Genomic DNA, 23097 nt, shown 5'->3' on the forward strand with positions numbered 1-23097 from the left:
CTCAGGCTCCGCGCGGGACGCCGCGCCCGTGCCGGCCTGCACGCCGCACGCCGCGAACAGTGGCCCCTCGATCCAGTCGGCGAGCGCCGTCAGGTCGGCGAGGGACAGGGCAGGCTCGGCCTGGACGTCCTCGATGGAGACCCGCCCCGCGCTCACCACGGCAAGGGCGTCGACCCGGGCCCCGTCGGGGAAGGCCAGCCGGACCTGGAACCAGGACGTGACGCCGTCGTGCTCCCGCACCTGCCACGCGGGCCACACGGAGACCGCGCCATCCTCCGCCTGCCGATCACGAAGATCAAGAAAGGATGCTTCTGGCACCCACGCAACGTAACGTCGTGACCACACCCGTACGCATGGACACGCACCCGGGTCACCCCACCGGCCCCTGCCCCCCGGGCTCCCGCGGTGCGATGCTGGAGCCGTCCGCACACCCTCCTTCGGGCGAGGAGTACCGCTGTGCTGCGTGTCGCCGTCGTCGGTTCCGGGCCGAGTGGGTGTTACACCGCCCAGAGCCTCGTTCAGCGTGATCCGGAGGTCCGGGTCGACGTCCTGGACCGGCTGCCGTGTCCGTACGGCCTGGTCCGCTACGGCGTCGCCCCGGACCACGAGAAGATCAAGTCGCTCCAGGGCAGCCTGCGGACGGTGCTGGAGCACGAACGGGTGCGCTTCCTCGGAGGGGTCCGGGTGGGCGGCCCCGGCGGGCTGCCGCCACAGCGGCTGAGGGAGCTGTACCACGCGGTGGTGTACTGCGTGGGCGCGGCCACCGACCGGCGGCTGGGGATCCCGGGCGAGGACCTGGCGGGCAGCTGGTCGGCGACCGAGTTCGTGTCCTGGTACAGCGCGCACCCGGACGCGGCCGACGCGGGCTTCCTGCGCGGGGTGCGCTCGGCGGTCGTCATCGGGGTGGGCAACGTCGCGGTGGACGTCACCCGGATGCTGGTCAGGGGTGCGGCGGAGCTGCGGCCGACGGACATTCCGCAGGCCGCCCTGGACACGCTGGCGGCGAGTGGGCTCACCGAGGTGCAGATGGTGGGCCGGCGCGGCCCCGCACAGGCCCGTTTCACCACCAAGGAGCTGCGCGAGCTGGGCGGGCTGCCGGACACCGACGTGATCGTGGACAAGGCCGAGCTGGCCCTCGATCCGGCCGATCCCGGCGGGCTGCCGGCGGGGCCGCGCCGCAATGTGGAGGTGCTGCGCGACTGGGCGGCACGGCCTCCCGCGGTGGCCGCCGCGCGGCGGATCCGGCTGCGGTTCTTCCTGCGGCCGGTGGAACTGCTCGCCGACGGCGGCCGGGTGGGTGCCGTGCGCTTCGAGCGGACGGCCCCCGACGGCACGGGCGGCGTGACCGGCACGGGCCGGTACGAGGATGTGCCCGCCCAGTTGGTCCTGCGCTCGGTGGGCTACCGCGGTGTGCCGCTGGAGGGCCTGCCGTTCGACCCGGCGAGCGGCACCGTCCCGCACCAGGAGGGCCGGGTGCTGCGTGACGGCGTCCCCTCCCCCGGCGAGTACGTCGCCGGCTGGATCAAGCGCGGCCCGACCGGGGTCATCGGCACCAACCGGCCCTGCGCCAAGGAGACGGTGACCTCGCTGCTCGCGGACGCTCCCGCGCTCGGCCGCGCGGACCTGCCGCAGGAGCCGGTCGCGGCCCTGCGGGCGGCGGGCGTCGAGCCCGTGCCCTGGGACGGCTGGCTGGCGATCGAGCAGGCGGAGGCCGAGCTCGGGGCGCGGCTGGGGCGGGGCGTGGTCAAGCTCTCCGACTGGGGCGCGCTGCTGGCAGCGGCGCGGGTGCCGTCGTAGCGCGGCTGTCCCCGGGGGCGGACACACAGCGGCAACGCACCGGAAATCAACAAACTGTTCAAGGCGCCTACGGTCTCGTCCTGTCCACATGCCACTCCCCGCCCGCCGCTGATGGAGTTCCCATGGCCACGACCGCAGACGTGCACCCCGTCGACGAGATACCCCCGGTACGACAGCTGGCCGCCTTCGGGCTGCAGCACGTGCTCGCGATGTACGCGGGCGCGGTCGCCGTGCCGTTGATCGTGGGCGGCGCGCTGAAGCTGTCGCCCGCCGACCTGGCGTACCTGATCACCGCCGACCTGCTGGTGTGCGGCGTCGCCACGCTCATCCAGTGCGTCGGCTTCTGGCGGTTCGGGGTCCGGCTGCCGGTCATGCAGGGGTGTACGTTCGCCGCGGTGACACCGATGGTGCTCATCGGGACGACGGGGGGCGGGCTGCCCGCGATCTACGGCTCGGTGATCGTCGCCGGGCTGGCCATCATGCTGCTCGCGCCCCTCTTCGGCCGGCTGCTGCGCTTCTTCCCGCCGCTGGTGACCGGCACGGTGATCCTGATCATCGGGATCTCGCTGCTGCCGGTCGCGGGCAACTGGGCGGCGGGCGGCGCCGGCGCGAAGGACTTCGGGGAGCCGCGCAACCTGGCGCTGGCGGGCTTCGTGCTGGCCGTGGTGCTCGGTGTGCAGCGCTTCGCGCCCGCCTTCCTCTCGCGGATCGCCGTGCTCCTCGGCATCGCGGCCGGCCTGGCGGTCGCCGTGCCGTTCGGCTTCACCGACTTCGGCGGGGTCGGGGACGCCGGCTGGGTGGGCGTCAGCACGCCGTTCCACTTCGGGGCGCCGCAGTTCCGCGCGTCCGCGGTCGTGTCCATGCTGGTCGTCGCGCTGGTCACCATGACCGAGACGACGGGTGACCTGATCGCCGTCGGCGAGCTGACCGGGCGGAAGGCCGCACCGCGCCCCCTCGCCGACGGACTGCGCGCGGACGGCCTGTCCACGGTGCTGGGCGGGGTGTTCAACACCTTCCCGTACACGGCGTACGCGCAGAACGTGGGCCTGGTCGGCATGACCCGGGTGCGCAGCCGCTGGGTGGTGGCGGCGGCCGGCGGAATCCTGGTACTGCTCGGGCTGCTGCCCAAGCTGGGCGCGGTGGTCGCGGCCATCCCGGCACCGGTGCTCGGCGGGGCCGGCCTGGTGATGTTCGGGACGGTCGCGGCGAGCGGACTGCGGACGCTGGCCCGGGTCGACTTCAAGGACAACGACAACCTGACCGTGGTGGCGGTCTCGGTGGCGATCGGCCTGCTGCCGGTGGGCGTTCCCACGGTGTACGCGAAGTTCCCGGACTGGTTCCAGACGGTGATGAACAGCGGCATCAGCGCGGGCTGCCTGTCCGCGATCGTGCTGAACCTGCTCTTCAACCACTTCGCGGTGCGGCGCGGCGGTTCAGCCGCCGGGGCGGAGCGGGCCGGACTGCCGGTCGGCGGCGGCGAGGAGGCTGTCGAGCAGACCGGGGAAGAGGCCGTCTAGATCGTCGCGGCGCAGGCCGTTCATCTTGGCCGTGCCCCGGTAGACCTGCCGGATGACCCCGCTCTCCCGCAGCACCCGGAAGTGGTGGGTACTGGTGGACTTGGTGACCGGCAGGTCGAACTGCGAACACGTCAACTCCGCGTCACGCGCGGCGAGTTCGCGCACGATCTGGAGCCGCATCGGATCGGAGAGCGCGTGCAGCACGAACTCCAGCCGGATCTGCTCCCGTGCCGGATGCGGCAGCGCGCGGCCGGCTGTGGCGGTGTCGGTCACGGCGACTGCCCTTCCTCGCGAGAAGTTCTACTGCCCGCATTGTACGAGAGTCGTCGTAGTTTGACATCTGTCGTAGTACGAGGGGTACCGTACGAAGCGATCAGCGGTCCGTGACGAATGGAGTCCGTCGTGAGTGCGCTCTTCGAGCCCATCACCCTGCGCGAAGTGACCATCCCGAACCGGGTGTGGATGCCCCCGATGTGCCAGTACTCGGCCGACCCGGAGGGACCGCTCACCGGCGCTCCGAACGACTGGCACTTCGCGCACTACGCGGCGCGGGCCGCCGGCGGCACCGGCCTGATCGTGGTGGAGGCCACCGCGGTCTCGCCCGAGGGCCGGATCTCCCCCTACGACCTCGGGCTGTGGAACGACACCCAGGTGGAGTCCTTCCGCCGGATCACCCGTTTCCTCACCGCGCAGGGCACCGTGCCGGCGGTCCAGCTCGGCCACGGCGGCCGCAAGGCGTCCACCGACCGGCCGTGGAAGGGCGGCGCTCCCGTGGGGCCCGAGGCGCACGGCTGGCAGCCGCTCGCCCCGAGCGCGCTGCCGTTCGACGAACGCCACCCGGTGCCGACCGAGCTGACGGCGGACCGGATCGCCGAGATCGTCGGGCAGTTCGCCGCCGCCGCGCGCCGGGCGCTCGCCGCGGGATTCCAGGCCGTCGAGATCCACGGTGCGCACGGGTATCTGATCAACGAGTTCCTCTCCCCGCACTCCAACCACCGCACCGACGCCTACGGCGGCTCCTACGAGAACCGCACCCGGTTCGCCCTTCAGGTCGTGGACGCCGTACGGGAGGTGTGGCCCGCGGACAAGCCGGTGTTCTTCCGCGTCTCGGCCACCGACTGGCTCCAGGACGGCGGCTGGACCCCCGAGGAAACGGTCCGCCTCGCCCGCGACCTGCACGCCCACGGTGTCGACCTGCTCGACGTCTCCACCGGCGGGAACGCCGCCGGCGTCACCATCCCGACCGGGCCGGGCTACCAGGTCCCGTTCGCCGCCCGGGTGAAGGCCGAGACGCCGATGCCGGTCGCCGCGGTGGGCCTGATCACCGAGCCCGGGCAGGCCGCGAAGATCGTGGCGAACGGCGAGGCGGACGCGGTCCTGCTGGGCCGGGAACTCCTGCGCAACCCGTCCTGGGCGCGTCAGGCGGCACGTGAGCTGGACGCACAGGTCCGCGTCCCCGACCAGTACCACCGCTCGGTCTGAGCCGGTGCCGCCGGGCCGGCTCCCCGGCCCGGCGGCACGGGTCAGGCGGTCCGGGTCAGGCGGTCCGGGTCAGGCGGTCCGGGTCCGGCGGTCCGGGTCAGGCGGTAGCGGTCAGTCCGGCAGCAGCCGCCCGACCGCCCGCTCCAGCCCGGGCAGTGCGCGCTGGCCCGCCAGGGCGAGGGCGATCGCGGCCACGACACCCGCCCAGGCCACCGGGCCGAGCGGGGTGCAGCCGAAGACGCGGCTGACGCCCGGGGTCTGGACCACGGCCACCAGGGCCACCGCGGAGCCCAGCGAGGTGATCTGCACCAGGCGGCTGTCACGCCGGTCGAGGAACGTCTGCACGAGCTGGGTGCCCACCACCCCGCACAGGGCCATGGTGCCGGAGCGCCGGGCGGTGCCCGGCGTGAAGCGGCCGATCAGCCAGGCCGTGAGCGCGCCGAGACAGGTGGTCAGGGCCCGGTGCCGGATCTGCCGCAGCAGGGGGTCGCCCAGCACTCCGGCGGCCTCCTCCACGTGCCCCAGGTCCGCCTCGCCCTCCTTCTCCGTCACCGCCACCGCCATCGACGGGAACAGGTCGGTGAAGAGGTTCACCATGAGCATCTGCCGGGTGGACAGCGGCGCCCGGCCGGACAGCAGCGTGCCGAGGATGCCGAACCCGACCTCGCCCGCGTTGCCGCCGATCAGGATGGCGATCGCGTCGGCGACGCTGTGCCACAGCGCGCGTCCCTCGCCGACCGCGTCGATCAGCACCGTCAGGTCGTCGTCGGTCAGCACGATGTCCGCGGCGTTGCGCGCGGCGGCAGATCCGCGCGCGTTGATGCCGACGCCGATGTCGGCGGCGCGGATGGCCGCGGCGTCGTTCGCGCCGTCGCCGACCATGCCGACCACCCGGCCCGCGTCCCGCAGCGCCTCCACGACCTGGAGCTTCTGCTCGGGCGCCACCCGGGCCACCACACCCGCGTCCCGCAGCATCCGGGCCCGGGACGCCCGGTCGGCCGCGGCCAGCTCGTCGCCGGTGACCACCACGGTGTCCTCCGGCCAGCCCAGGTCGGCGGCGATGGCCCGCGCGGTCTGCGGGTGGTCCCCGGTGAGCATGACCGGTCGTACGCCCGCTCCGTTCAGCCCGTTCACCAGCGCCGTGGAGGTCTCGCGGGGTACGTCGGACAGGGCCAGGAGACCGACGAACTCCAGGTCGTGGAGGGGTTGTTCGGGAACGTCCGACTCCTGCTCCGCCGCGTCGAGCCGCCGTTGCGCCACCGCCAGGACCCGCAGCCCGGCCCCGGCCAGCGTGTGCGCGGACTCGGAGGCGTGTGCCGGCAGCCCGGTGCAGGCGGGCAGCACGGTCTCCGGGGCGCCCTTGACCACCAGGACCGCCGGGCCGTCCCCGCTCCGGCCGACGCCGGCGGCGTATCCGCGCGCGGCCTCGAAGGGCAGGTCGGCGAGCTGGATCCAGCCGGGGTCGGGGGGCGCCGCGGCCAGCACGGCCTCGTCGGTGGCGTGCACCGGCCGGTCGGAGCCGCCGTTCAGCCGCGGGCAGGCCCGCGCGGCGACCCGGATCGTCTCCTCGGAGCCGGCGTCGTCCACCGCGTGGACCGTGCCGCCGGCGTCGGAGGTACGCACCAGCCGCAGCCGGTTCTCGGTGAGCGTGCCGGTCTTGTCGAAGCAGATGGTGTCCATCCGGCCCAGCGCCTCCAGGGTGCGCGGGGTGCGCACCAGGACACCGCCCCGGCTCAGCCTCCGGGCGGCGGCGAGCTGCGCGACCGTCGCCACCAGCGGCAGCCCCTCCGGCACGGCCGCCACGGCCACCGCCACCCCGCCGCTGACCGCCTCGCGGATCGGGGTGCCGCGCATCAGCGCCAGCCCGGTCACCGCGGCGCCGCCCGCCAGGGTCAGCGGCAGCGCCTTGCGGGTGAGTTCCTGGAGCCTGGCCTGGACGCCGCCGGACGGGGGCGTGCGGGCGGCGAGGTGGACGGCGCGGGCTGCCTCGGTGCGGTCGCCGGTGTCGACGACGAGGGCCCGGGCCTCGCCCGCCACCACGGTCGTGCCCTCGAAGACCATGCACCGCCGGTCGGCCACGGGGGCGTGCGGAGTGGGGTCCGTCCGCTTCTCCACCGGCAGCGACTCCCCGGTCAGGGCGGACTCGTCCACCTCCAGGCCCTCCTGCCACAGCAGCCGCGCGTCGGCGGGGACCACGTCGTCCGTCTTGAGCTGGATCACGTCGCCCGGCCGGAGCTTGCCCGCGTCCACGGTGCGGGTGCCGCCGGCCGGGGCCTCGGTCTCCGGCGGTACCAGGCGCGCCCTCTGCTTCTGCTCCGCGACCAGCCCGGACAGGGCCCGCTCCGCACGCAGCCGCTGGATGCCGCCGACCAGGGCGTTCAGATCGAGGGCGCCGACGACGAGCAGCGCGTCCATGACGGAGCCGAGGATCGCCGACGCGGCCGAGCCGACGGCCAGGACCGGGGTGAGCGGGTCCTGGAGTTCACTGCGAACGGCGCGGCCGAGGCGGTAGGACCAGCGGGCGGGCGCGGCGGCCGGATGCCGGCCCACGCGCTTGGCCGCCTTGCGCATCCGGGCGGTCAGCGTGTCGGACGGCTCGGGCCCGGCGGCCGGGTCGTGGGCCAGCCGGTCCCGGGCCTGGTCCGGGTCCAGCTCGTGCCAGTGCACCCGGGGGCGCGGGTGCGGGGCGCGGGCCGCCGCCACGCCCAGTGCGGAACACACCCCGGACAGCAGGGCCATGGCGGCGCCGGCGTCGACGGGTGCGTGCCGGAGCCCCGGCAGCACGGACCGGCGGCCGCGCCCGCCGCCGGACTCGCCGACGGCGACGAGCAGCCCGGACAGCGCGGCACCGGAGCGGGCCAGGGTCTGGGCCCGGTGGCCGACCCGGCGGGCGGCCGGGACCGCGGTCAGCACCCGCCACACGTCGGGCAGGCCGTGCAGCGCGAGGATGTCCGCGCCCCAGACCACCGCCCCGTCCCGGTCGGTCAGGGCGAGCGCGACATCGGCGGCCCGCAGGGCGCCCAGGACGTCGTGCTCGTCGGCCGTGCGGACCCGGGCGACCACCAGGACGGCGCCCTCGTCGCCCCGAGCCTCGTACACGACGTCGTCCAGTGGCCGGCGGGCGTCGACGACCTGGTCGGCGAGGCCGGTGAAGTCCTCCAGGGCCGGGTCGTCGACGAGGACCACCCGCAGTCCGGCCCGGCGGGCCGCGTCCAGAACGGGTTCGGCCCACGGGTCGGCCTCACCGTCCGCGGTGCGCAGCGCGCTGGGGTGCAGGACGACGGTGCCGGCCATCTCCAGCAGACGCAGTCGCTCCGGGGCGCGGACCAGCACGCCGGTACGGGCCAGGGCGGCGCTGAGCACGGCATGGAAGGCGGCGGGACCGTAGCGGGCGGCCTTCGGGGAGCCGGCCAGCACCGCTTCGGCCGCCTCTGCGCCGTCGTGCTTGACCAGGAGGGTGGCCGCCGCGCCGAGGAGGCTGCCGGCGGAGGCGTGGGCCGCGTACTCGTGGGCCGGGGAGACGCGCAGCGGCGGGCGCGGCGGGCCCGGCGCGGCGAGGCTGACGCGGTCGGGCGCGCACAGCCGGTCGTGCACCGCGTCGAAGGCGGCGGAGCGGGCCACCGTCTCGGCCACCTGGCAGGCCCGCAGGGCACCGTCGAGCACCAGGGAGGTGGGCGTCTGCCCGGCGCCGTGCACGGCGGCGTTCGCGCAGGTCAGCAGGAGGTCCATGCCGGTGTCGCCGAGCCGGGCGCGCAGCCACGCGCGAAAACGCGGGTTCTCCCGCAGCAGGGTCACGACCGCGGTCGCCACCCGGGGCGAGGGCGGCAGCCGCAGCGCGTACACGGACAGCGCCACCGCGATCCCGGCGCCGTCGACGGCGAGTGTGGCCACCGCGGCGCGCACCCCGGCCGGGTCCGCCGGATGCGTGGTCTCCTCCACGGTTCCGTCCGCCAGCACGAGCCCGTGCCGCTCGGCGAGGCCGGCCGCGTAATCGAGGACGCGGTCGGCGGCCTCCTCACCGGTCGCGGTCACCACCAGGCGGGCGAGTCCCTCGTCCCAGTAGGCGACGAGGACGTCGGGGTGGTCCGCCAGCGCCTCGGCCAGCCGGCGCGCCAGGTGTTCCGTGCCGCCCGCGCGCCGCGCCCGCTCCTGTTCCAGGGGCCGTACCGCCAGGTGGGTGCGGGCGCCGGACCGCCAGTGGTCACCGGAGCCGGGCAGCGCGTTGCGCGCCACGCGGCCCACACGCACGGCGGCGTCAAGGCCGCGCACGCCGGCGCGCGCGGTTCCGGCGGCGGCACCGGCGGCCAGTCCGGCCGCCGGTGCCGCCGCCCGCGCGAGCAGGCGTGGCGCCGCCGACAGCCGGCGGACGGCGGACGACGGCGCTGTCAGCAGACCGGGCACATGCCCTCCTCAGAGCGTGGTGCGATCGGGGCGCGCGGTGGGTCCGAGCGGGCCGGAGGACGTCCTGCCCGCGGACGCCCGGGCTCCGTGCGGGGCCTCCGGGGGGCTCGGTGCCGCCGTGTGGCCGGGTTGCCTGACCGGCCCCGGCGTCGCGGCGCCGGCCGGTGCCGGGGTGTCCGCGGGGGTCCCGGTCCCGGCCGCCTGGCCGGGCTCAGGGCTTGCGCCGCCGGACCTGAGGGCCGCGGTGCCCAGGTCGTGCGCCGGTTCGGCGGCCGGGGCCGTCTCCCCGGTGCCCGCCGGCTGCGGGGGCCGAGGCTGGGTGAGCCAGGCCACCGCCGCGCCGGTGAGGGCCACGGGCCACTCCACCACGCCCGCGGCGCCGAGCACCCCCGCTCCCGCGTAGACCGCCATGCGCCGACCGCGCGGCGAGACCGCCCCGACCTTGTCCAGTGTTCCCTCGGCGGCCCTGGTCACCGTTCCGGCGCCGGGCACCCTGCGCAGTACCGAGGCCGCGCCGCGCAGGGGCGCCGTGAGGGCCGACGACTTCTGCTCAGCCATGACTCTCCTCGGGTGAGATCGTCTTGCGTGCCCACCGAGTGCCCGCGACCATGCTGGTCATCCCCCTATTTGGGAGGGAAACCACCTTTTCCAAGGAAATGCCAGGAATGCCGTGAGCGCCACCCGCCCCGCCCGTCAGGAGGCGTGCCGGAACAGCGCCGCCGGCACGGCCGCGGCGAGGACGCCGTACCCCTCGGGGTTGAGGTGCAACCAGTCCCCGGCGTGCAGCGCGGGCCGGAGCCGGTCCGGCGCGGCGGGGTCCCGTGCCGCCCGGTCGAAGTCGATCACCGCGTCGAAGTGGCCGGAGGTGCGGATCCAGGCGTTGACGCGCTGCCGGGCGGCCTCCCGCTCGCCCGCCGGATCGTCGTAGGGGGTGCTGCCGCCGAACGGGGTGAGGGTCGCGCCGTAGACCCGTATGCCCTGGGCGTGGGCGCGGACGACGATCTGCCGGTAGCCGGCGATCAGGTCGTCGGTGACCGCGCGCTGCGCTTCGACTCCGGCTCGGACATCACCTACAAGTGATCGCCGGCCGCACGCCCGGGGTGCCACCGTCACCCCGGGCGCTCGCGCGGGCCGGACAGCGCGGTGAGCCGATCGCGTGCGCCGACCAGCGCGGCGGTCTGCCGACCATACGCAGACGGGATCCCTGCCGGGCTGCCGACCACGCGCGGCCCTCCAGACCCGGGCAGGCCGATCTCTCCGGGTGGCTCTCTCCGGGTGGCGCGAGGCGGTGAGCCGGACGTTCCGCGCCGACCCCTGGAGCTGTCCCCCACCGGCGCCGGCCAGGGACGGACACGAGCCCCCCGAGCCGTTCCCACGAAGGCCCGCACAGCGCGCTCGGCCGGACGACCGCACCGGCCCGCCCCCGACCCCGCGCCGGCACGAGCTCGGCCTGGCCGTCGCGGGAGGCCGATTCGACAGGGAGACCGTGGCGAGCCGCCCGACGCGCGCGTCGGCTAGCGCCTCGTGGGCCCTCCCCGGCGGAGCCGCTGACCGTGCGAGTCCCGCTCGAAGCGTCCCGGCAGGCTGATCCACCGCCGAGGTCCCGGGGGACCTCGCGGTCAGCGTGCGTCGTCCGGTTCCTGGGTGCCCAGGGTCGTGGCCAGTTGCCGGCGGTAGTCCGCGTACGCAGTGCGCAGGTCCTCCCCCGGCCAGTCGGGGGGCAGCAGCGCGGACGGCAGGACCGGGTCGGTCAGCAGGTGCCGGACGGCCGCAGCGTAGGCGGTGAGCCGTACGGCCGGGTGGTCGGCCCCGGTCGCGCGGGCGAGCAGGGAGCGCCCGGTGGCCGCCCAGTCGGTCAGCGGCCAGAGCCGGGCGGCGAGGTCGCGCGGGGGCTCGTCGGGGCGCGCGGTGCACGTCAGCGCCACCTGTCGCAGATCACCCGGCAGCGGGCGGTCGAGGTTGGCGGGGCGCAGCCAGACGCCCTCGCGGAGTTCGGCCACGCGCAGGGCGGTCAGCCGGGCGCGCAGGTCGGCGCGTTCGGCGGGGCCGCGGCCCGTCGCCGTGACCACCACCATCTCCCAGTCGCCGTCCCACGCGCGCGTGCGGGGCCGCACGGCTTCGTCCTGGCGGCGCTGCCGGGCCAGCAGCCGGTCGCTGAGCCGGTAGACGGCGTCTTCGCGCCGCAGGTCGCCGGCGGCCACCATGCGGCTGAGCGCGGCGCGCAGCGTGGAGCCGCCGACCCCGAACGGCTCCACCAGCCGGACCAGGTCCCTCACCGGCAGCTGGGGCGGATGCACGCCCAGGAGCAGGCTCAGCACGACCGACCGGGCGGACAGCGGCCGCAGACAGGCGGCGTCCGCGTCCGGCTTCGCGGAGACGTTCATGCGCATGGCCCCGTACTGTACGTGCGTTCTTTTGTTGCAACATTGCTACAGCCGCAGGAAGAGTGCAACATGCTGTCATGGTCTCGATTCCCGAGCAGTCGCCGTCACAGTCCCCGTCGCTGTCCCAGCCGTCTCACGCCACGCACGACGTGACCAACCAGCCCCCGCCGCTCGCCCCCTACGACGCCTCCGACGACCCGGCCCTGCTGGAGGGGCTGCGCCGGGAGGGCGCGGGCTGGGCCGAGGAGGACGTCCGGCGGCTGGGGGCGCGCGCCGGCAGCGCGGAGGCGCAGGAGTGGGGCGAGCTCGCGAACCGGTACGAGCCGGTGCTGCGCACCCACGACCGCTACGGCCACCGCGTCGACGAGGTGGAGTTCCACCCCAGCTGGCACCACCTGATGCGGACGGCGGTCGCCGAGGGCCTGGCCGGTGCCCCGTGGGCCGACGACCGGCCGGGCGCGCACGTCGCCCGGACCGCGGGCGGCCTGGTGTGGGGGCACACGGAGGCGGGACACGGCTGCCCCACGTCGATGACGTACGCCGCCGTGCCCGCCCTGCGCGCACAGCCGGATCTCGCCAAGGTGTACGAGCCGCTGCTCACCAGCCGCGAGTACGACCCCCGGCTGCGCGTCCCGACGGAGAAGCCCGGGCTGCTGGCCGGAATGGGCATGACCGAGAAGCAGGGCGGCTCCGACGTCCGGACGAACACCACCACGGCCACGCCCACCGGGGAGGCGGGCGTCTACACACTGCGCGGGCACAAGTGGTTCACGTCGGCGCCGATGTGCGACGTCTTCCTCGTGCTCGCGCAGGCCCCGGGCGGGCTGTCGTGCTTCCTGGTGCCGCGCGTCCTGCCGGACGGCAGCCGCAACACCTTCCGCGTCCAGCGTCTGAAGGACAAGCTCGGCAACCGGTCCAACGCCTCCTCCGAGCCGGAGTTCGACCGGACCGTCGCCTGGCTGGTGGGGCCGGAGGGACGGGGCGTGAAGACCATCATCGAGATGGTCAACTGCACCCGCCTGGACTGCGTGATGTCCTCGGCGACCCTGATGCGCAAGACGCTGGTCGAGGCGGGGCACCACGCCCGGTACCGCAGCGCGTTCGGTGCCCGGCTGATCGACCAGCCGCTGATGCGCAACGTCCTGGCCGATCTCGCGCTGGAGTCGGAGGCGGCGACGACACTCACACTGCGGCTGGCCGGCGCGGCCGACCGCGCGGTGCGCGGGGACGCCGGGGAGCGGGCCTTCCGGCGCATCGCCACCGCCGTCGGCAAGTACTGGGTCACCAAGCGGGGCCCGGCCTTCACCGCCGAGGCCCTGGAGTGCCTGGGCGGGAACGGGTACGTCGAGGACTCCGGGATGCCCCGGCACTACCGGGAGGCTCCGCTGCTGTCGATCTGGGAGGGTTCCGGCAACGTCAACGCGCTCGACGTGCTGCGCGCCCTCGGCCGCGAACCGGACACCGCCGAGGCGCTCTTCGCCGAACTCGCCCTCGCGCGCGGGGCGGACGCCCGGCTCGACGCGGCCGTGGCCGCGCTGCGGCACGACGTGGCCGGAACCGATCAGGTGGGCGCGCGCCGGCTGGTCGAGCGGATGGCGCTGGCGCTCCAGGCCTCCCTGCTCGTCCGGCACGCTCCCCACCCGGTCGCGGACGCCTTCTGCGCGAGCCGGCTGGGCGGCGACTGGGGCCACTCGTTCGGCACGCTGCCCGCGGGAACCGACCTCGACGCCGTCCTGGAGCGGGCCCTGCCCGGCCGGGACTGACCGCCTCACGCGCGCGTGCCGGGCGGTTGCGCCGGATGGCCGGTCACCGACGGCGGATCGCACACAGTCAATGTGTGGTTCCGGTGCGTTGTCAGTGCCGTGGTGCACACTCCCCGTCAGACGTCACTCGTCCGGGGAGGACAGGGAGGACCACGTGTGCACGGGGATCGACGAGGTCGACTGGGCCTCGCTGCGGCACGCGCACGGCAGCGCGGAGGACGTGCCCGGGTGGTTACGGGCCCTGGCGTCCCCGGACACCGTCGAGCGGGCGACCGCGCTCGACGGGCTGTACGACGCGTTGCACCACGAAGGGAGGGTGTACGAGGCGGCGCCGGCCTGCGTGCCCTTCCTGTTCGCGCTGGCGGCCCGCGAGGAGGTACCTGACCGGGGCGGCATCGTGGAGCTGCTGGTCGGCATCGGCGGGGAGGGCGGCGGGAGCGCGGGCGCGGCGGACGCGGCCCGGAAGGCGGTGTGCGCCGGCGCCGAGGCCTTCGTCCCGCTCGCCGGGGATCCGGACCCGGCGGTGCGCCGGGCGGCGGCCGGAGCCCTGGTGCGCTTCCTGGACGACCCCGCGCGGGTCCTGGGGCTGCTGCGGCGGCGGCTCGCGGCCGAGCGCGACGACCACGTCCTGCCGGCCCTGACGGAGGCACTCGCCCTGTTCGCGCACCGGCATCCGGTCCTCGCCGACGGCGCGCTGGACCTCCTGGCCGAACAGAGCGCACCGCCCTACGCGCCGGGCCCGCGGCTCGCCGCACTCGGCCAGCTGGCGCTCCACTCGCCCGTCCGTCTCCCCGCCGACCTGGTGCCCACGGCGGTCCGGCTGCTGCACGAGCGGTCCGCGGAGCACCGGCCGGCCGCGGAGGGCTCCGGCACGGACACCCTGGTGCGTCGGATACGGCGGCTGCGCCCCTCGGACGAACAGGGCGCGGTCCTGCTGCGCACCCTGCACAGCGCGCTCGGAGACCGGGTGGACGACCGGATCGCCCTGCTCACCGGTCAGTTGACGAGTCCGGACCCGGTGGACCGGTGCAACGCCGTATGGATGTCGGCGGGCCTGTTCCGCGGCTGGCGCGGCGACTTCGGCGCGCCCGTCCGGCTGCTGGGCGCCCAGCTGAGCACCGATCAGGACCGCTTGCGGGACGCGGCGGTCTCGGTCCTGGCGGAGCTGTACGCGCTGGCCGCGCCCGCCGCGGACGACCTGTACGCGCTGGTCAGCACCCGGCCCGACCTGTGGACGCACCGCTGGGAGCGCGGCTCCCCCACGCTGGGCGGCCCGCTCAAGGCGCTGGCCAGGACCGGCGACCGGCGCGCGGTCCCGGCCCTGGCCCAGCTGCTGGCCGGTCCCGCGGCGCCCCTCGCGCTGGGCCGCGAGGCGGCGCACCTGGGCCGCGCCGCGGCCCCGCTGGCCCCCGCGTTGAGGATCCGCCTCGGCCGTGTCCCGCTCGCCTCGCCCGCCGCCGCCCGGCTCGCCGCCCCGCTGCTGACGGCGATCAGGGCCATCGGCGACAAGGAGGCCGTCCCCGAACTGGTCCGGCTGCTCTCGGGCGCCCCCGACAACCTGGGCGCGCGGGACGCGGTCGCAGACCAGGTGATCGAAACGCTGGCGGAACTGGGCGCCGCCGGGCAGACGGCACCGCTCCTGCGCCGACTGCTCCACACCCGGCACGCGGCCACCGCGGCGGGCGCGCTGTGGTCGGTCGACGGGGACGCCACCGCCGTACTCCCGGTCCTGCTGCGGGAGTCGGCCCGGGACGATCCGGGTGCCCGGCGCGCCGCCGTCCGGCAGCTCGGCAGGCTGGGCCGGGCCGCGCGCGCCGCGCTGCCCGGGCTGCGCCGCCTCGCCGGGTCCGGGCCGGTGCGGGAACGGATACCGGCCGCGTGCGCGCTGTGGCGCGTCGCCGGGGACCCCGAACCGGTCCTCCCGGTCCTCCGGTCCGCCTGGACGGCGGACCCCCGCACCCGAGGCCCGATCGCCCGGTGCCTGACCACGATGGGCCCGGCCGCCGCGCCGCTGCGCGACCTGATCACCGCCGAACTGACCCACCCGCGCCGGCACACGGCCACCGAGGGCGTGTACGGCGGCCGTGACATCCCCGACGACGAGGAACTGCTGCGAAGGTGCCGGCAGGTGCTGGCGGGGCTGTAGGGCCCGCCGGACGGGTCCGGTGCGCCATGGGGGGTCAACGAGCCCCGTGCCGTTGGCCGATGAGCCGCGCGGAGCACTGCCGCCCGGCCTGCTTCCTTCGGGACGTGGAGCGCGCCGTCGGCGGCGGCCGGAACCCCGCCCTGGCCGGGCCGGCCTGCCCCGGCGGGGTCAGACCATCCGGCCCCACTGCGGGCCCAGCCGGGCCCACTCCGTGTCCCAGGCCTCCATGCGCCGGTGTTCCAGACGACTGCGTACGGCCAGACCGGCGACGCAGGGCACGGCGGCGGTGCTCGCGCCGACCAGAAGCCCTGTCAGGGTCGACCGGAACGCGGCCTCGGAGGCGGTGGTGGGCCGGGAGACCAGGCGGCCCCGCGGGTCGGTCCAGACGGTGACGGGCGTACCGGACCTGCTGCCGGGCTCCGCCCGGATCCGGCCGGTGTGGGCGGAGCCGTCGGCGGCCGTCCAGCGGACCTCGGCCCAGACCCGTTCCCCGGCGGAGGCATGGCTGCCGTGTGCCGGGGACTTCCCCGGGGCCCGCGCGGCGACGCGGGCCACGGTGGGCCGCCAGGTGGCCCGCTCCCGGGCGAGTCCGCGCTCCACCGAGCCGGCCGCGACGAGTCCGGCGAACACTCCGGCCAGGACGGTCAGCAGACAGGTGCCGAGCACCACCCAGGCCTCCACGACGTCGGCCCGGCGTCTGAGCGGGTTGCGCCGCCAGCGCCACAGCCACACCTTCGGACCACGGAACGCCTTCAAAGGCATCCTCCTCACGAGCGCACCGACCGGCCGGACCGCCCTCCCATACGCGGGAGATCGCTCCGTTGCTCACGACGAGCCGTCTCCCCGACGGTCGCACGAGACACCCCTGCCGCGCAGGCGCATGCCGGAACGGAGCGGGCCCGTCTTCGCCGCACCCCCGCGACACAGGCGGTGACCTGGGCCGACACGGATTCCGGAGGGAGTGTCAGTGGCGGGGTGCACACTGGCCGGTATCTACCGGCTATCGGGACAACGGCGTCCCGGAGGTGATCGGCATGACCGAGGTACTGCTCGCGGTGGGCACCCGCAAAGGCCTGTTCATCGCGCGGCGGAGGGGCGAGGGCCCCTGGGAGTTCGACGAGAGCCCGTGTTTCAACGCGCAGGCGGTCTATTCGGTGGCGATCGACACCCGGGGTGCCCGGCCCCGGCTGCTGGCGGGCGGTGACAGCGCGCACTGGGGTCCGTCGGTGTTCCACTCCGACGACCTCGGCCGCACCTGGACCGAACCGGCCCGGCCCGCGGTGAAGTTCCCGAAGGAGACCGGCGCCTCCCTGGAGCGCGTCTGGCAGCTGCACCCGTCCGCCGCCGAGCCCGATGTGGTGTACGCGGGCGCGGAACCGGCCGCGCTGTACCGCTCGGAGGACCGCGGTGAGACGTTCGAGCTGGTCCGGCCGCTGTGGGAGCACCCCTCGCGCCCGCAGTGGGTGCCGGGCGGGGGCGGCCAGTGCCTGCACACGGTGCTCACCGACGCGCGCGACCCCGGGGTCGTGACGGTGGCCGTCTCCGCGGCGGGCGTGTTCCGCACGACGGACGGCGGCGCCAGCTGGTCGCCGTCCAACTCCGGTGTGTCGGCGGTGTTCCTGCCGGATCCGAACCCGGAGTTCGGCCAGTGCGTGCACAAGATCACCAGGGACCCGGCCGCCCCCGACCGTCTCTATCTGCAGAACCACTGGGGGGTGTACCGCAGCGACGACGCGGGCGCGCACTGGACCGACATCGGCGAGGGCCTGCCGTCGACGTTCGGCTTCGCGGCGGCGGCGCACCCGCACCGGGGCGACACGGCGTACGTCTACCCGATCACCGCGGACGCGGACCGGGTGCCCGCCGGGCGCCGCTGCCGCGTCTTCCGCACGACCGACGCGGGCCGCAGCTGGGAGCCGCTGTCCAAGGGGCTGCCGGAGGAGGACCACTACGGGACGGTCCTGCGGGACGCCCTGTGCACGGACGACCGCGACCCCGCCGGGGTGTACTTCGGCAACCGCAACGGCGAGGTGTACGCCTCGGACGACGACGGTGACAGCTGGCAGCCGCTGGCCTCGCACCTGCCGGACGTGCTGTGCGTACGGGCGGCGGTGATCGGCTGACCCCCCCCGTCCGCCCCTGTCCCGGAGGAGGACCGGGGCGGGGCGCCGTCCGCCCCGGGATCCGGCCATCGGTTGATCGCCGACGGGCGTACGGCAGTAGGGTGACGCCCGTGGCACCACGACCCTTGCATGAAATCGTCGAACCGGGCTGGGCGAAGGCCCTGGAACCCGTCGCCGGACGGATCGCCGAGATGGGCGACTTCCTGCGCGCGGAGATCGCCGCGGGGCGCACCTACCTCCCGGCCGGGCCGAACGTCCTGCGGGCCTTCCAGCAACCCTTCGACGAGGTACGGGTCCTGATCGTGGGTCAGGACCCGTATCCCACACCGGGGCACGCGGTGGGCCTGTCGTTCTCCGTGGCACCCGACGTGCGCCCGCTGCCCCCCAGCCTGATCAACATCTTCCGTGAACTGACCGGCGACCTGGGGCTGCCCCAGCCGTCCACCGGGGACCTCACCCCGTGGACCGAGCAGGGCGTGCTGCTGCTGAACAGGGCGCTCACCACCGCGCCGCGCAGCCCGGGCGCGCATCGCGGCAAGGGCTGGGAAGAGGTCACCGAGCAGGCGATCCGGGCCCTCGCGGCACGCGGCAAGCCACTGGTGTCCATCCTGTGGGGCCGTGACGCCCGCAATCTGCGTCCGCTGCTGGGCCGTCTGCCGGCGGTGGAGTCCGCGCACCCCTCGCCGATGTCGGCCGACCGCGGCTTCTTCGGCTCGCGCCCGTTCAGCCGGGCCAACGACCTGCTGATCCAGCAGGGCGGACAACCGGTGGACTGGCGCCTGCCGTAACCGGCTGTCGCACGGCGGACGGTGCCCGCGACCAGCGGCTGCGTGCCGGTTCACCGGCGCCGTCCGGCACACGGGCCGGGTACGTGCCCCCTGCAAGCGTCTTCGGGGCATAACTCATCAGACAAAACAGGACGGATACCGCTCACCTGCACCCTCCCCGAACTGCGGAGACCCGGAAGCCAGTAACATGCGGCGCCATGAGCTCCCCCACTGGACCCGCGTCCGGCCTGCCCGTACGAATGCCGCGACCCCGCCAGCCCGGACGGCACCGCCGTCCGGAACCGCTGGTGGCTCCCGAGGGCGCGCCCGCGCTCGTCCTCGCGGTGCCCGGTGTGCCCAGCACCACCACGCGCAGCCTCGCCGAGGAGGTCGTGAGCATCGCCCGCTCCGAGCTGCCCGGCCTCGACGCCCGGATCGGGTACCTGGACGGCGACGACACCGAGTTCCCCACGCTGCGTTCCGTGCTGGCGCGCGCCGCCGAGGAGCGCACCGCGCGGTACGAGCAGGCCGTCGCCGCCGGGGTCGAGGGGATCAAGGAGCCCGACGGCCCGGTCGCCGTCGTCGTCCCGCTGCTGGCCGGCCCGGACAGCGCGCTGCTGCGTCAGATCCGTCAGGCGGTCATGGACAGCCGGGTCGCCGCCGACCTGACCGACGTCCTCGGCCCGCACCCGCTGCTCGCGGAGGCGCTGCACGTGCGGCTTTCGGAGGCGGGCCTGGCCCGCGCCGACCGCGCCCGGCTGTTCACCGTGGCCACCGCGGCGGACGGCATCATCCTGGCCTCCGTGGGCGGCGAGGAGGCCGTCCAGGCGGCCGGGATCACCGGCATGCTGCTCGCCGCGCGCCTGGCCGTGCCGGTGATGGCGGCGGCCCTGGACCAGGAGGGCTCCATCGCCTCCGTGGCCGAGCAGCTGCGTTCCGCCGGCTCGCAGCAGCTGGCCCTGGCCCCGTACCTGATCGGCCCGGAGATCGACCCGGCGCTGCTGGCCGGGGCCGCCGAGGAGGTGGGCTGCTCCACGGCCGAGGCGCTCGGTGCCTACCCGGCGATCGGCAAGCTCGCGCTCGCCAAGTACACGACGGCGCTGGGCATCGCCCCGCAGCAGCCGCAGAGCGCACCGGCCCGCTGACGCCGCCGGGCGTCCGGTCCGGCCGCACTCGTACGACACAGGGCCCGTTCCCCCCGGGGAGCGGGCCCTTCGCCTCGACCGGGGATGCCCGCGCGCCCGGGGACGCCGCCTCACCGAGCCGGGCGACGGCACTACCGGTCCGACCGCCGCGCGCTCAGCCGAAAACCACGCACGAGGCGGCCGGAACCCGTACGGAGCCGTCGTAGCGGGGGACGCCCGTCATCCTGTCCACGGCGAACCACGTCACGTCGCCGGAGCGCTCGTTCGCGGCGTAGAGGAAGCCGTCGTGTTCGGCCAGCGCGCGCGGCCAGCGCCCGCCGCAGGGCACCGTACGGATCAGCCGGAGCCCGTCCGTCTCCACGGCGAGGACGGACAGGACGTCCTCGCCGCGGGTCGCGACCCACACGAAGCGCCCGTCGGGCGAGACGACGATCCCCGACGGGTAGGCGTCGCCCGCGGGTGCGCCGGGCAGCACGGGCACCTCCGTCAGCGGCTTCAGGGAGCCGCCCGCGGCGTCCCAGCGGCACACCGTGACCGTGGGGGTCAGCTCGTTGACCACGTAGGCGTGCTCGCCGCCGGGGTGGAAGGCGAGGTGGCGCGGCCCGGAGCCGGGGCGCAGGGCGATCTCGCGGTGCACGGCGGGGCTGCCGTCCACGAGGGTGCACACGCGCACCGAGTCGGTGCCGAGATCGACGCTGACCGCCCACCGCCCGCCGGGGTCGGGCTGCACCTGGTGGGCGTGCGGGCCGCGCTGGCGCCGGTCGTGCGGGCCCGAACCGGTGTGCTGGAGCCGTCCGGAGGGTGCCCCGGCGAGCGTGCCGTCCGGGCGCAGGGGGACGGCGGTGACGCTGCCGCAGCCGTAGTTGGCGGTCAGCACGTGTCCGTCGTACAGGCTGAGGTGGGTGGGGCCGCTGCCCGCCACCGGCACCGGGGGGCCGGCGGGTTCCGGCCGCCCCCCGGTGACGCGGTAGGCGGCGACGGCGCCCTCGGCCGTCTCGCTGACCGCGTAGAGCGTGTGGCCGTCCGCCGACAGGGCCAGGTAGGAGGGGTCGGGTACGTCCCGCACCGCGGAGAGGAGGGTGAGTGCCCCGGTGTCCGGTGCGACCTCGGCGGTCACCAGCCCGGGGCCGCCCGCCGCCGTGAACGATCCGATGAACGCCCGGCGCCTGGCCGCCCTGCCGTCCTGTGCCACCGCTGTCCCCTCTCGGTCGAGCCGTCGAGCCGGTCCGGGGCCGACGGTAGCAGCCGATCACGCGAGGTCTAGACCAAGATGCGGGAGTCGCGGCGTGGTTCTTCCGGGAGTCGGCGCACTTCCCTCCGCGGAGGGGGCGCACCCGGTCCTCGTGCGCCCCGCCCCGCTCACGCCCCGGCCAGCCGGGAGCCCGACGGCGTGCGCAGCGGCTCCGCCAGTTCGGCGAGGGCGCGTTCCAGGCCGTGCAGATGCGCCAGGGCGGGTTCGACGGGCGGCTCCGCGGGGCGGTGCGGGGGCTCGTCGCGGCCTTCGGTGAGGGCCTCCACCGCGGCCTCCACACGCCAGCAAGCGGCGGCGAGGCGGGCGTCGTGGGAGGCCTCCGGGTCGGCGGCGACCGTGACCAGGCCCCGGATCTCGCGGGCGCAGTCGTCGAGCAGCGCCAGGACCCGGCGGGCCCGCGCCTTGCGCGCCGGCATCGGGTTCAGCGGGTGCACCAGCGGCGCCACCGAGAGCCGGACCCGGCCGAGCAGCCGCTCCAGTTCGGCCACGCGGGGCGCGGGGTCGGCGGTAGCGGAGCCGGCGAGGCGGGCGGCGGCCTCGGCCGTGCAGGCGTGCACGCAGCGCAGGGCCCGCTGGATCCAGGCGTCGGTGGTGGCGTGCGTGGTGACCGGCAGCACGAACAGGACGGCGAGCGCGGCGCCGAGCGCCCCGACACCGGTCTCGACGAGCCGCAGCGCGAGCAGCCCGGGGCTGAGGACGCCGAGGAGGCCGTACAGGGACTCGGCGAGCAGGGTCACCCAGAGCATCATCCAGGTGTAGGACACGGCGGCCGTGTAGAAGACGCCGAACACGGCGACCGCGACGAGGACGGCCGTCGGCAGCGGTGCGCCGTGCACCGGGGCGACGATCAGGAAGCCCAGGCAGATGCCGATGACCGTGCCGAGGACCCGGCGGAAGCCGCGGACCAGTGTCTCGCCGCGCGAGGTGGTGTTGACGAAGATCCACCACGTGGCGCCGACGGCCCAGTACCAGCGCTGTCCGGACACGAGCTGGCCCACGACGAGCGCGAATCCGGCGCCCGCGGTGGCCTGGACGGCCTGCCGGGTGGTCACCCGGGCCAGCCCGGTTCCGGCGGGCGGGGCCGGTACGACGGCCGGCGGCAGCCGGCGTTCGTAGCACCAGACGCCGAAGCGCACGACGGCCGCGCTGAGCACGGAGAGCAGGACGGCGGCGTACAGCTCGGGCAGTTGTCCCGGGGCGGCGTGCAGGAACTGGGCCACGAAGAACGTCATGAAGGCGAACACGCCGAGGCTGTGCCCGCGCGGTCCCCACCGGCGGGCGTGGACCCCGGCGCCGACGACGGCCAGGAAGGTGAGGGAGCGGGCGACGGGATGGTCGTGCAGCCCGGCCGCGGCGGCGAGCACCGGCACGCCGACGGCGGGCAGCAGCGCGGTGGTGGCCGCCTGTCCGCGCACGGTCGGGTCGGTGACGGTGAACAGCGCGAGCAGCGCGGCGAGGCCGCCGGTGACCGCACCGGCGAGGGAGGACCCGGCGAGTGCGCACACCACCACCGCCAGTCCGATGCCGAGGACGGCCCGCGCGGCGAAGCGCAACCGCGCCCGTCCCGGGTCCGGAGCCACGAACATCCTCTTCAGCACTGCTGCCCTCCCCTGGGTGCATGGGTTCACCGGCACAGAAAAGGCGCCGCGGGGTTCCGCAGCGCCATCGACACGTCCATGAGAGCACCACCGAGATCACTGGCTCAAGTGCGGGGCGAATCGCTGGGCCATTGGCACGGCGCCGAGGCAGCACGAATGCCCACCGGAATGCCAATGTGCCAGGTGGGGCGGCACGCGCGTCACCGGATCACCTGGACCATTGGTACAGTCGTCCATCATGGCCGTGGACGCACTCGACACCCGCATCCTGCGGCTGCTCCTGGAGCAGCCGCGCACCAGCGTGCGCGAGTACGCCCGCATCCTCGGCGTGGCCCGCGGCACGCTCCAGGCCCGGCTGGACCGGATGGAACGGGACGGCGTGATCACCGGCACGGGACCCTCCCTGTCCCCCGCCGCGCTCGGCCACCCGGTGCTGGCCTTCGTGCACATCGAGGTGACCCAGGGCCACCTGGACGACGTGGGGGACGCGCTGGCCGCCGTACCGGAGATCGTGGAGGCCTTCTCGATCACCGGTGGCGGGGACCTGCTCGCGCGCGTGGTGGGCCGGGACAACGCCCACCTGGAGGACGTGATCCAGAAGCTGATCAGCCTTCCCGGCGTGGTGCGCACCCGCACCGAGGTGGCACTGCGCGAGCGCGTCCCGTACCGGCTGCTGCCCCTGGTGGAGTCGGTGGGCCGGGCCGCCCGCGCCTGACGCTTGG

The 23097-nt window shown here is 75.5% G+C and carries 16 protein-coding genes and 2 pseudogenes; 9 read left to right on the forward strand and 9 right to left on the reverse strand.

Features of this window, described 5'->3' with window-relative positions; all coding sequences use genetic code 11:
* Window positions 1-3: 3 nt before the first annotated feature.
* Window positions 4-258 (reverse strand): annotated as a pseudogene (locus LG395_RS41685) (DUF6214 family protein); the annotation flags it as partial.
* 198 nt (window positions 259-456) lie between these two features.
* On the opposite strand from LG395_RS41685, the gene LG395_RS21320 reads away from it, so the two are divergent.
* Both LG395_RS21320 and LG395_RS21325 read left to right on the forward strand, forming a co-directional pair.
* Entirely contained in the window at window positions 457-1797 is a 1341-nt protein-coding gene (locus LG395_RS21320; RefSeq protein ID WP_225810864.1) for an FAD-dependent oxidoreductase, read from the forward strand.
* 122 nt (window positions 1798-1919) lie between these two features.
* A complete protein-coding gene (locus tag LG395_RS21325; protein ID WP_225810865.1) occupies window positions 1920-3314 on the forward strand; it encodes a nucleobase:cation symporter-2 family protein in 1395 nt (464 codons plus the stop codon).
* Here LG395_RS21325 and LG395_RS21330 read toward each other — a convergent pair.
* On the reverse strand, window positions 3231-3587 hold the full coding sequence (locus tag LG395_RS21330; RefSeq protein ID WP_171158738.1) for an ArsR/SmtB family transcription factor: 357 nt from the start codon (window positions 3585-3587) through the stop codon (window positions 3231-3233). The two genes, LG395_RS21325 and LG395_RS21330, sit on opposite strands and share 84 nt — an antisense overlap.
* Window positions 3588-3716: 129 nt before the next feature.
* On the opposite strand from LG395_RS21330, the gene LG395_RS21335 reads away from it, so the two are divergent.
* On the forward strand, window positions 3717-4796 hold the full coding sequence (locus LG395_RS21335; protein ID WP_225810866.1) for an NADH:flavin oxidoreductase/NADH oxidase: 1080 nt from the start codon (window positions 3717-3719) through the stop codon (window positions 4794-4796).
* A gap of 111 nt (window positions 4797-4907) precedes the next feature.
* Here LG395_RS21335 and LG395_RS21340 read toward each other — a convergent pair whose 3' ends face one another.
* The 4 genes and pseudogenes from LG395_RS21340 to LG395_RS21355 form a co-directional block, all read right to left on the reverse strand.
* Complete coding sequence (locus LG395_RS21340) at window positions 4908-9197, reverse strand: cation-translocating P-type ATPase (protein WP_225810867.1); 4290 nt, start codon at window positions 9195-9197, stop codon at window positions 4908-4910.
* Window positions 9198-9206: 9 nt separating this feature from the next.
* Entirely contained in the window at window positions 9207-9755 is a 549-nt protein-coding gene (locus LG395_RS21345) for a hypothetical protein (RefSeq protein ID WP_171158735.1), read from the reverse strand.
* Window positions 9756-9890: 135 nt separating this feature from the next.
* A pseudogene (locus LG395_RS21350) lies at window positions 9891-10256 on the reverse strand (GDSL-type esterase/lipase family protein); the annotation flags it as partial.
* Between the two features lie 560 nt (window positions 10257-10816).
* The gene (locus LG395_RS21355) at window positions 10817-11587 is read right to left on the reverse strand and encodes a PaaX family transcriptional regulator C-terminal domain-containing protein (protein WP_225810868.1); all 771 of its coding nucleotides are present in this window, start codon (window positions 11585-11587) and stop codon (window positions 10817-10819) included.
* A 71-nt stretch (window positions 11588-11658) separates the two neighbouring features.
* Here LG395_RS21355 and LG395_RS21360 point away from each other — a divergent pair, with 71 nt between their 5' ends.
* Both LG395_RS21360 and LG395_RS21365 read left to right on the forward strand, forming a co-directional pair.
* Window positions 11659-13344, forward strand: a complete 1686-nt coding sequence (locus LG395_RS21360; protein WP_225810869.1) for an acyl-CoA dehydrogenase family protein — start codon at window positions 11659-11661, stop codon at window positions 13342-13344.
* Window positions 13345-13498: 154 nt separating this feature from the next.
* Entirely contained in the window at window positions 13499-15490 is a 1992-nt protein-coding gene (locus LG395_RS21365) for a HEAT repeat domain-containing protein (protein WP_225810870.1), read from the forward strand.
* Between the two features lie 168 nt (window positions 15491-15658).
* On the opposite strand, the gene LG395_RS21370 is transcribed toward LG395_RS21365, so the two are convergent.
* Window positions 15659-16252, reverse strand: coding sequence for an Rv1733c family protein (locus tag LG395_RS21370; RefSeq protein ID WP_225810871.1), 594 nt, complete (start codon window positions 16250-16252; stop codon window positions 15659-15661).
* 272 nt (window positions 16253-16524) lie between these two features.
* On the opposite strand from LG395_RS21370, the gene LG395_RS21375 reads away from it, so the two are divergent.
* The 3 genes from LG395_RS21375 (at window position 16525) to LG395_RS21385 (ending at window position 19525) form a co-directional block, all read left to right on the forward strand.
* On the forward strand, window positions 16525-17613 hold the full coding sequence (locus LG395_RS21375; protein WP_225810872.1) for a WD40/YVTN/BNR-like repeat-containing protein: 1089 nt from the start codon (window positions 16525-16527) through the stop codon (window positions 17611-17613).
* Between the two features lie 110 nt (window positions 17614-17723).
* Entirely contained in the window at window positions 17724-18401 is a 678-nt protein-coding gene (locus tag LG395_RS21380; RefSeq protein WP_171158729.1) for a uracil-DNA glycosylase, read from the forward strand.
* Window positions 18402-18598: 197 nt separating this feature from the next.
* Window positions 18599-19525 (forward strand): sirohydrochlorin chelatase, encoded by a 927-nt coding sequence (locus LG395_RS21385; RefSeq protein ID WP_171158728.1) that lies wholly within the window; start codon window positions 18599-18601, stop codon window positions 19523-19525.
* 154 nt (window positions 19526-19679) lie between these two features.
* On the opposite strand, the gene LG395_RS21390 is transcribed toward LG395_RS21385, so the two are convergent.
* Both LG395_RS21390 and LG395_RS21395 read right to left on the reverse strand, forming a co-directional pair.
* Window positions 19680-20717 carry a lactonase family protein gene (locus tag LG395_RS21390; RefSeq protein WP_225810873.1) on the reverse strand — a complete coding sequence of 346 codons (1038 nt, stop codon included), beginning with the start codon at window positions 20715-20717 and terminating at the stop codon, window positions 19680-19682.
* 167 nt (window positions 20718-20884) lie between these two features.
* Complete coding sequence (locus tag LG395_RS21395) at window positions 20885-22375, reverse strand: FUSC family protein (protein WP_225810874.1); 1491 nt, start codon at window positions 22373-22375, stop codon at window positions 20885-20887.
* A gap of 238 nt (window positions 22376-22613) precedes the next feature.
* Here LG395_RS21395 and LG395_RS21400 point away from each other — a divergent pair, with 238 nt between their 5' ends.
* Window positions 22614-23090: an Lrp/AsnC family transcriptional regulator gene (locus tag LG395_RS21400; protein ID WP_171158725.1), complete on the forward strand. Its 477-nt coding sequence runs from the start codon at window positions 22614-22616 to the stop codon at window positions 23088-23090.
* The last annotated feature ends 7 nt before the right edge of the window (window positions 23091-23097 follow it).

This window comes from Streptomyces spinosus (genome assembly GCF_020400655.1).
Taxonomy (GTDB): Bacteria; Actinomycetota; Actinomycetes; order Streptomycetales; family Streptomycetaceae; genus Streptomyces; species Streptomyces argyrophylli.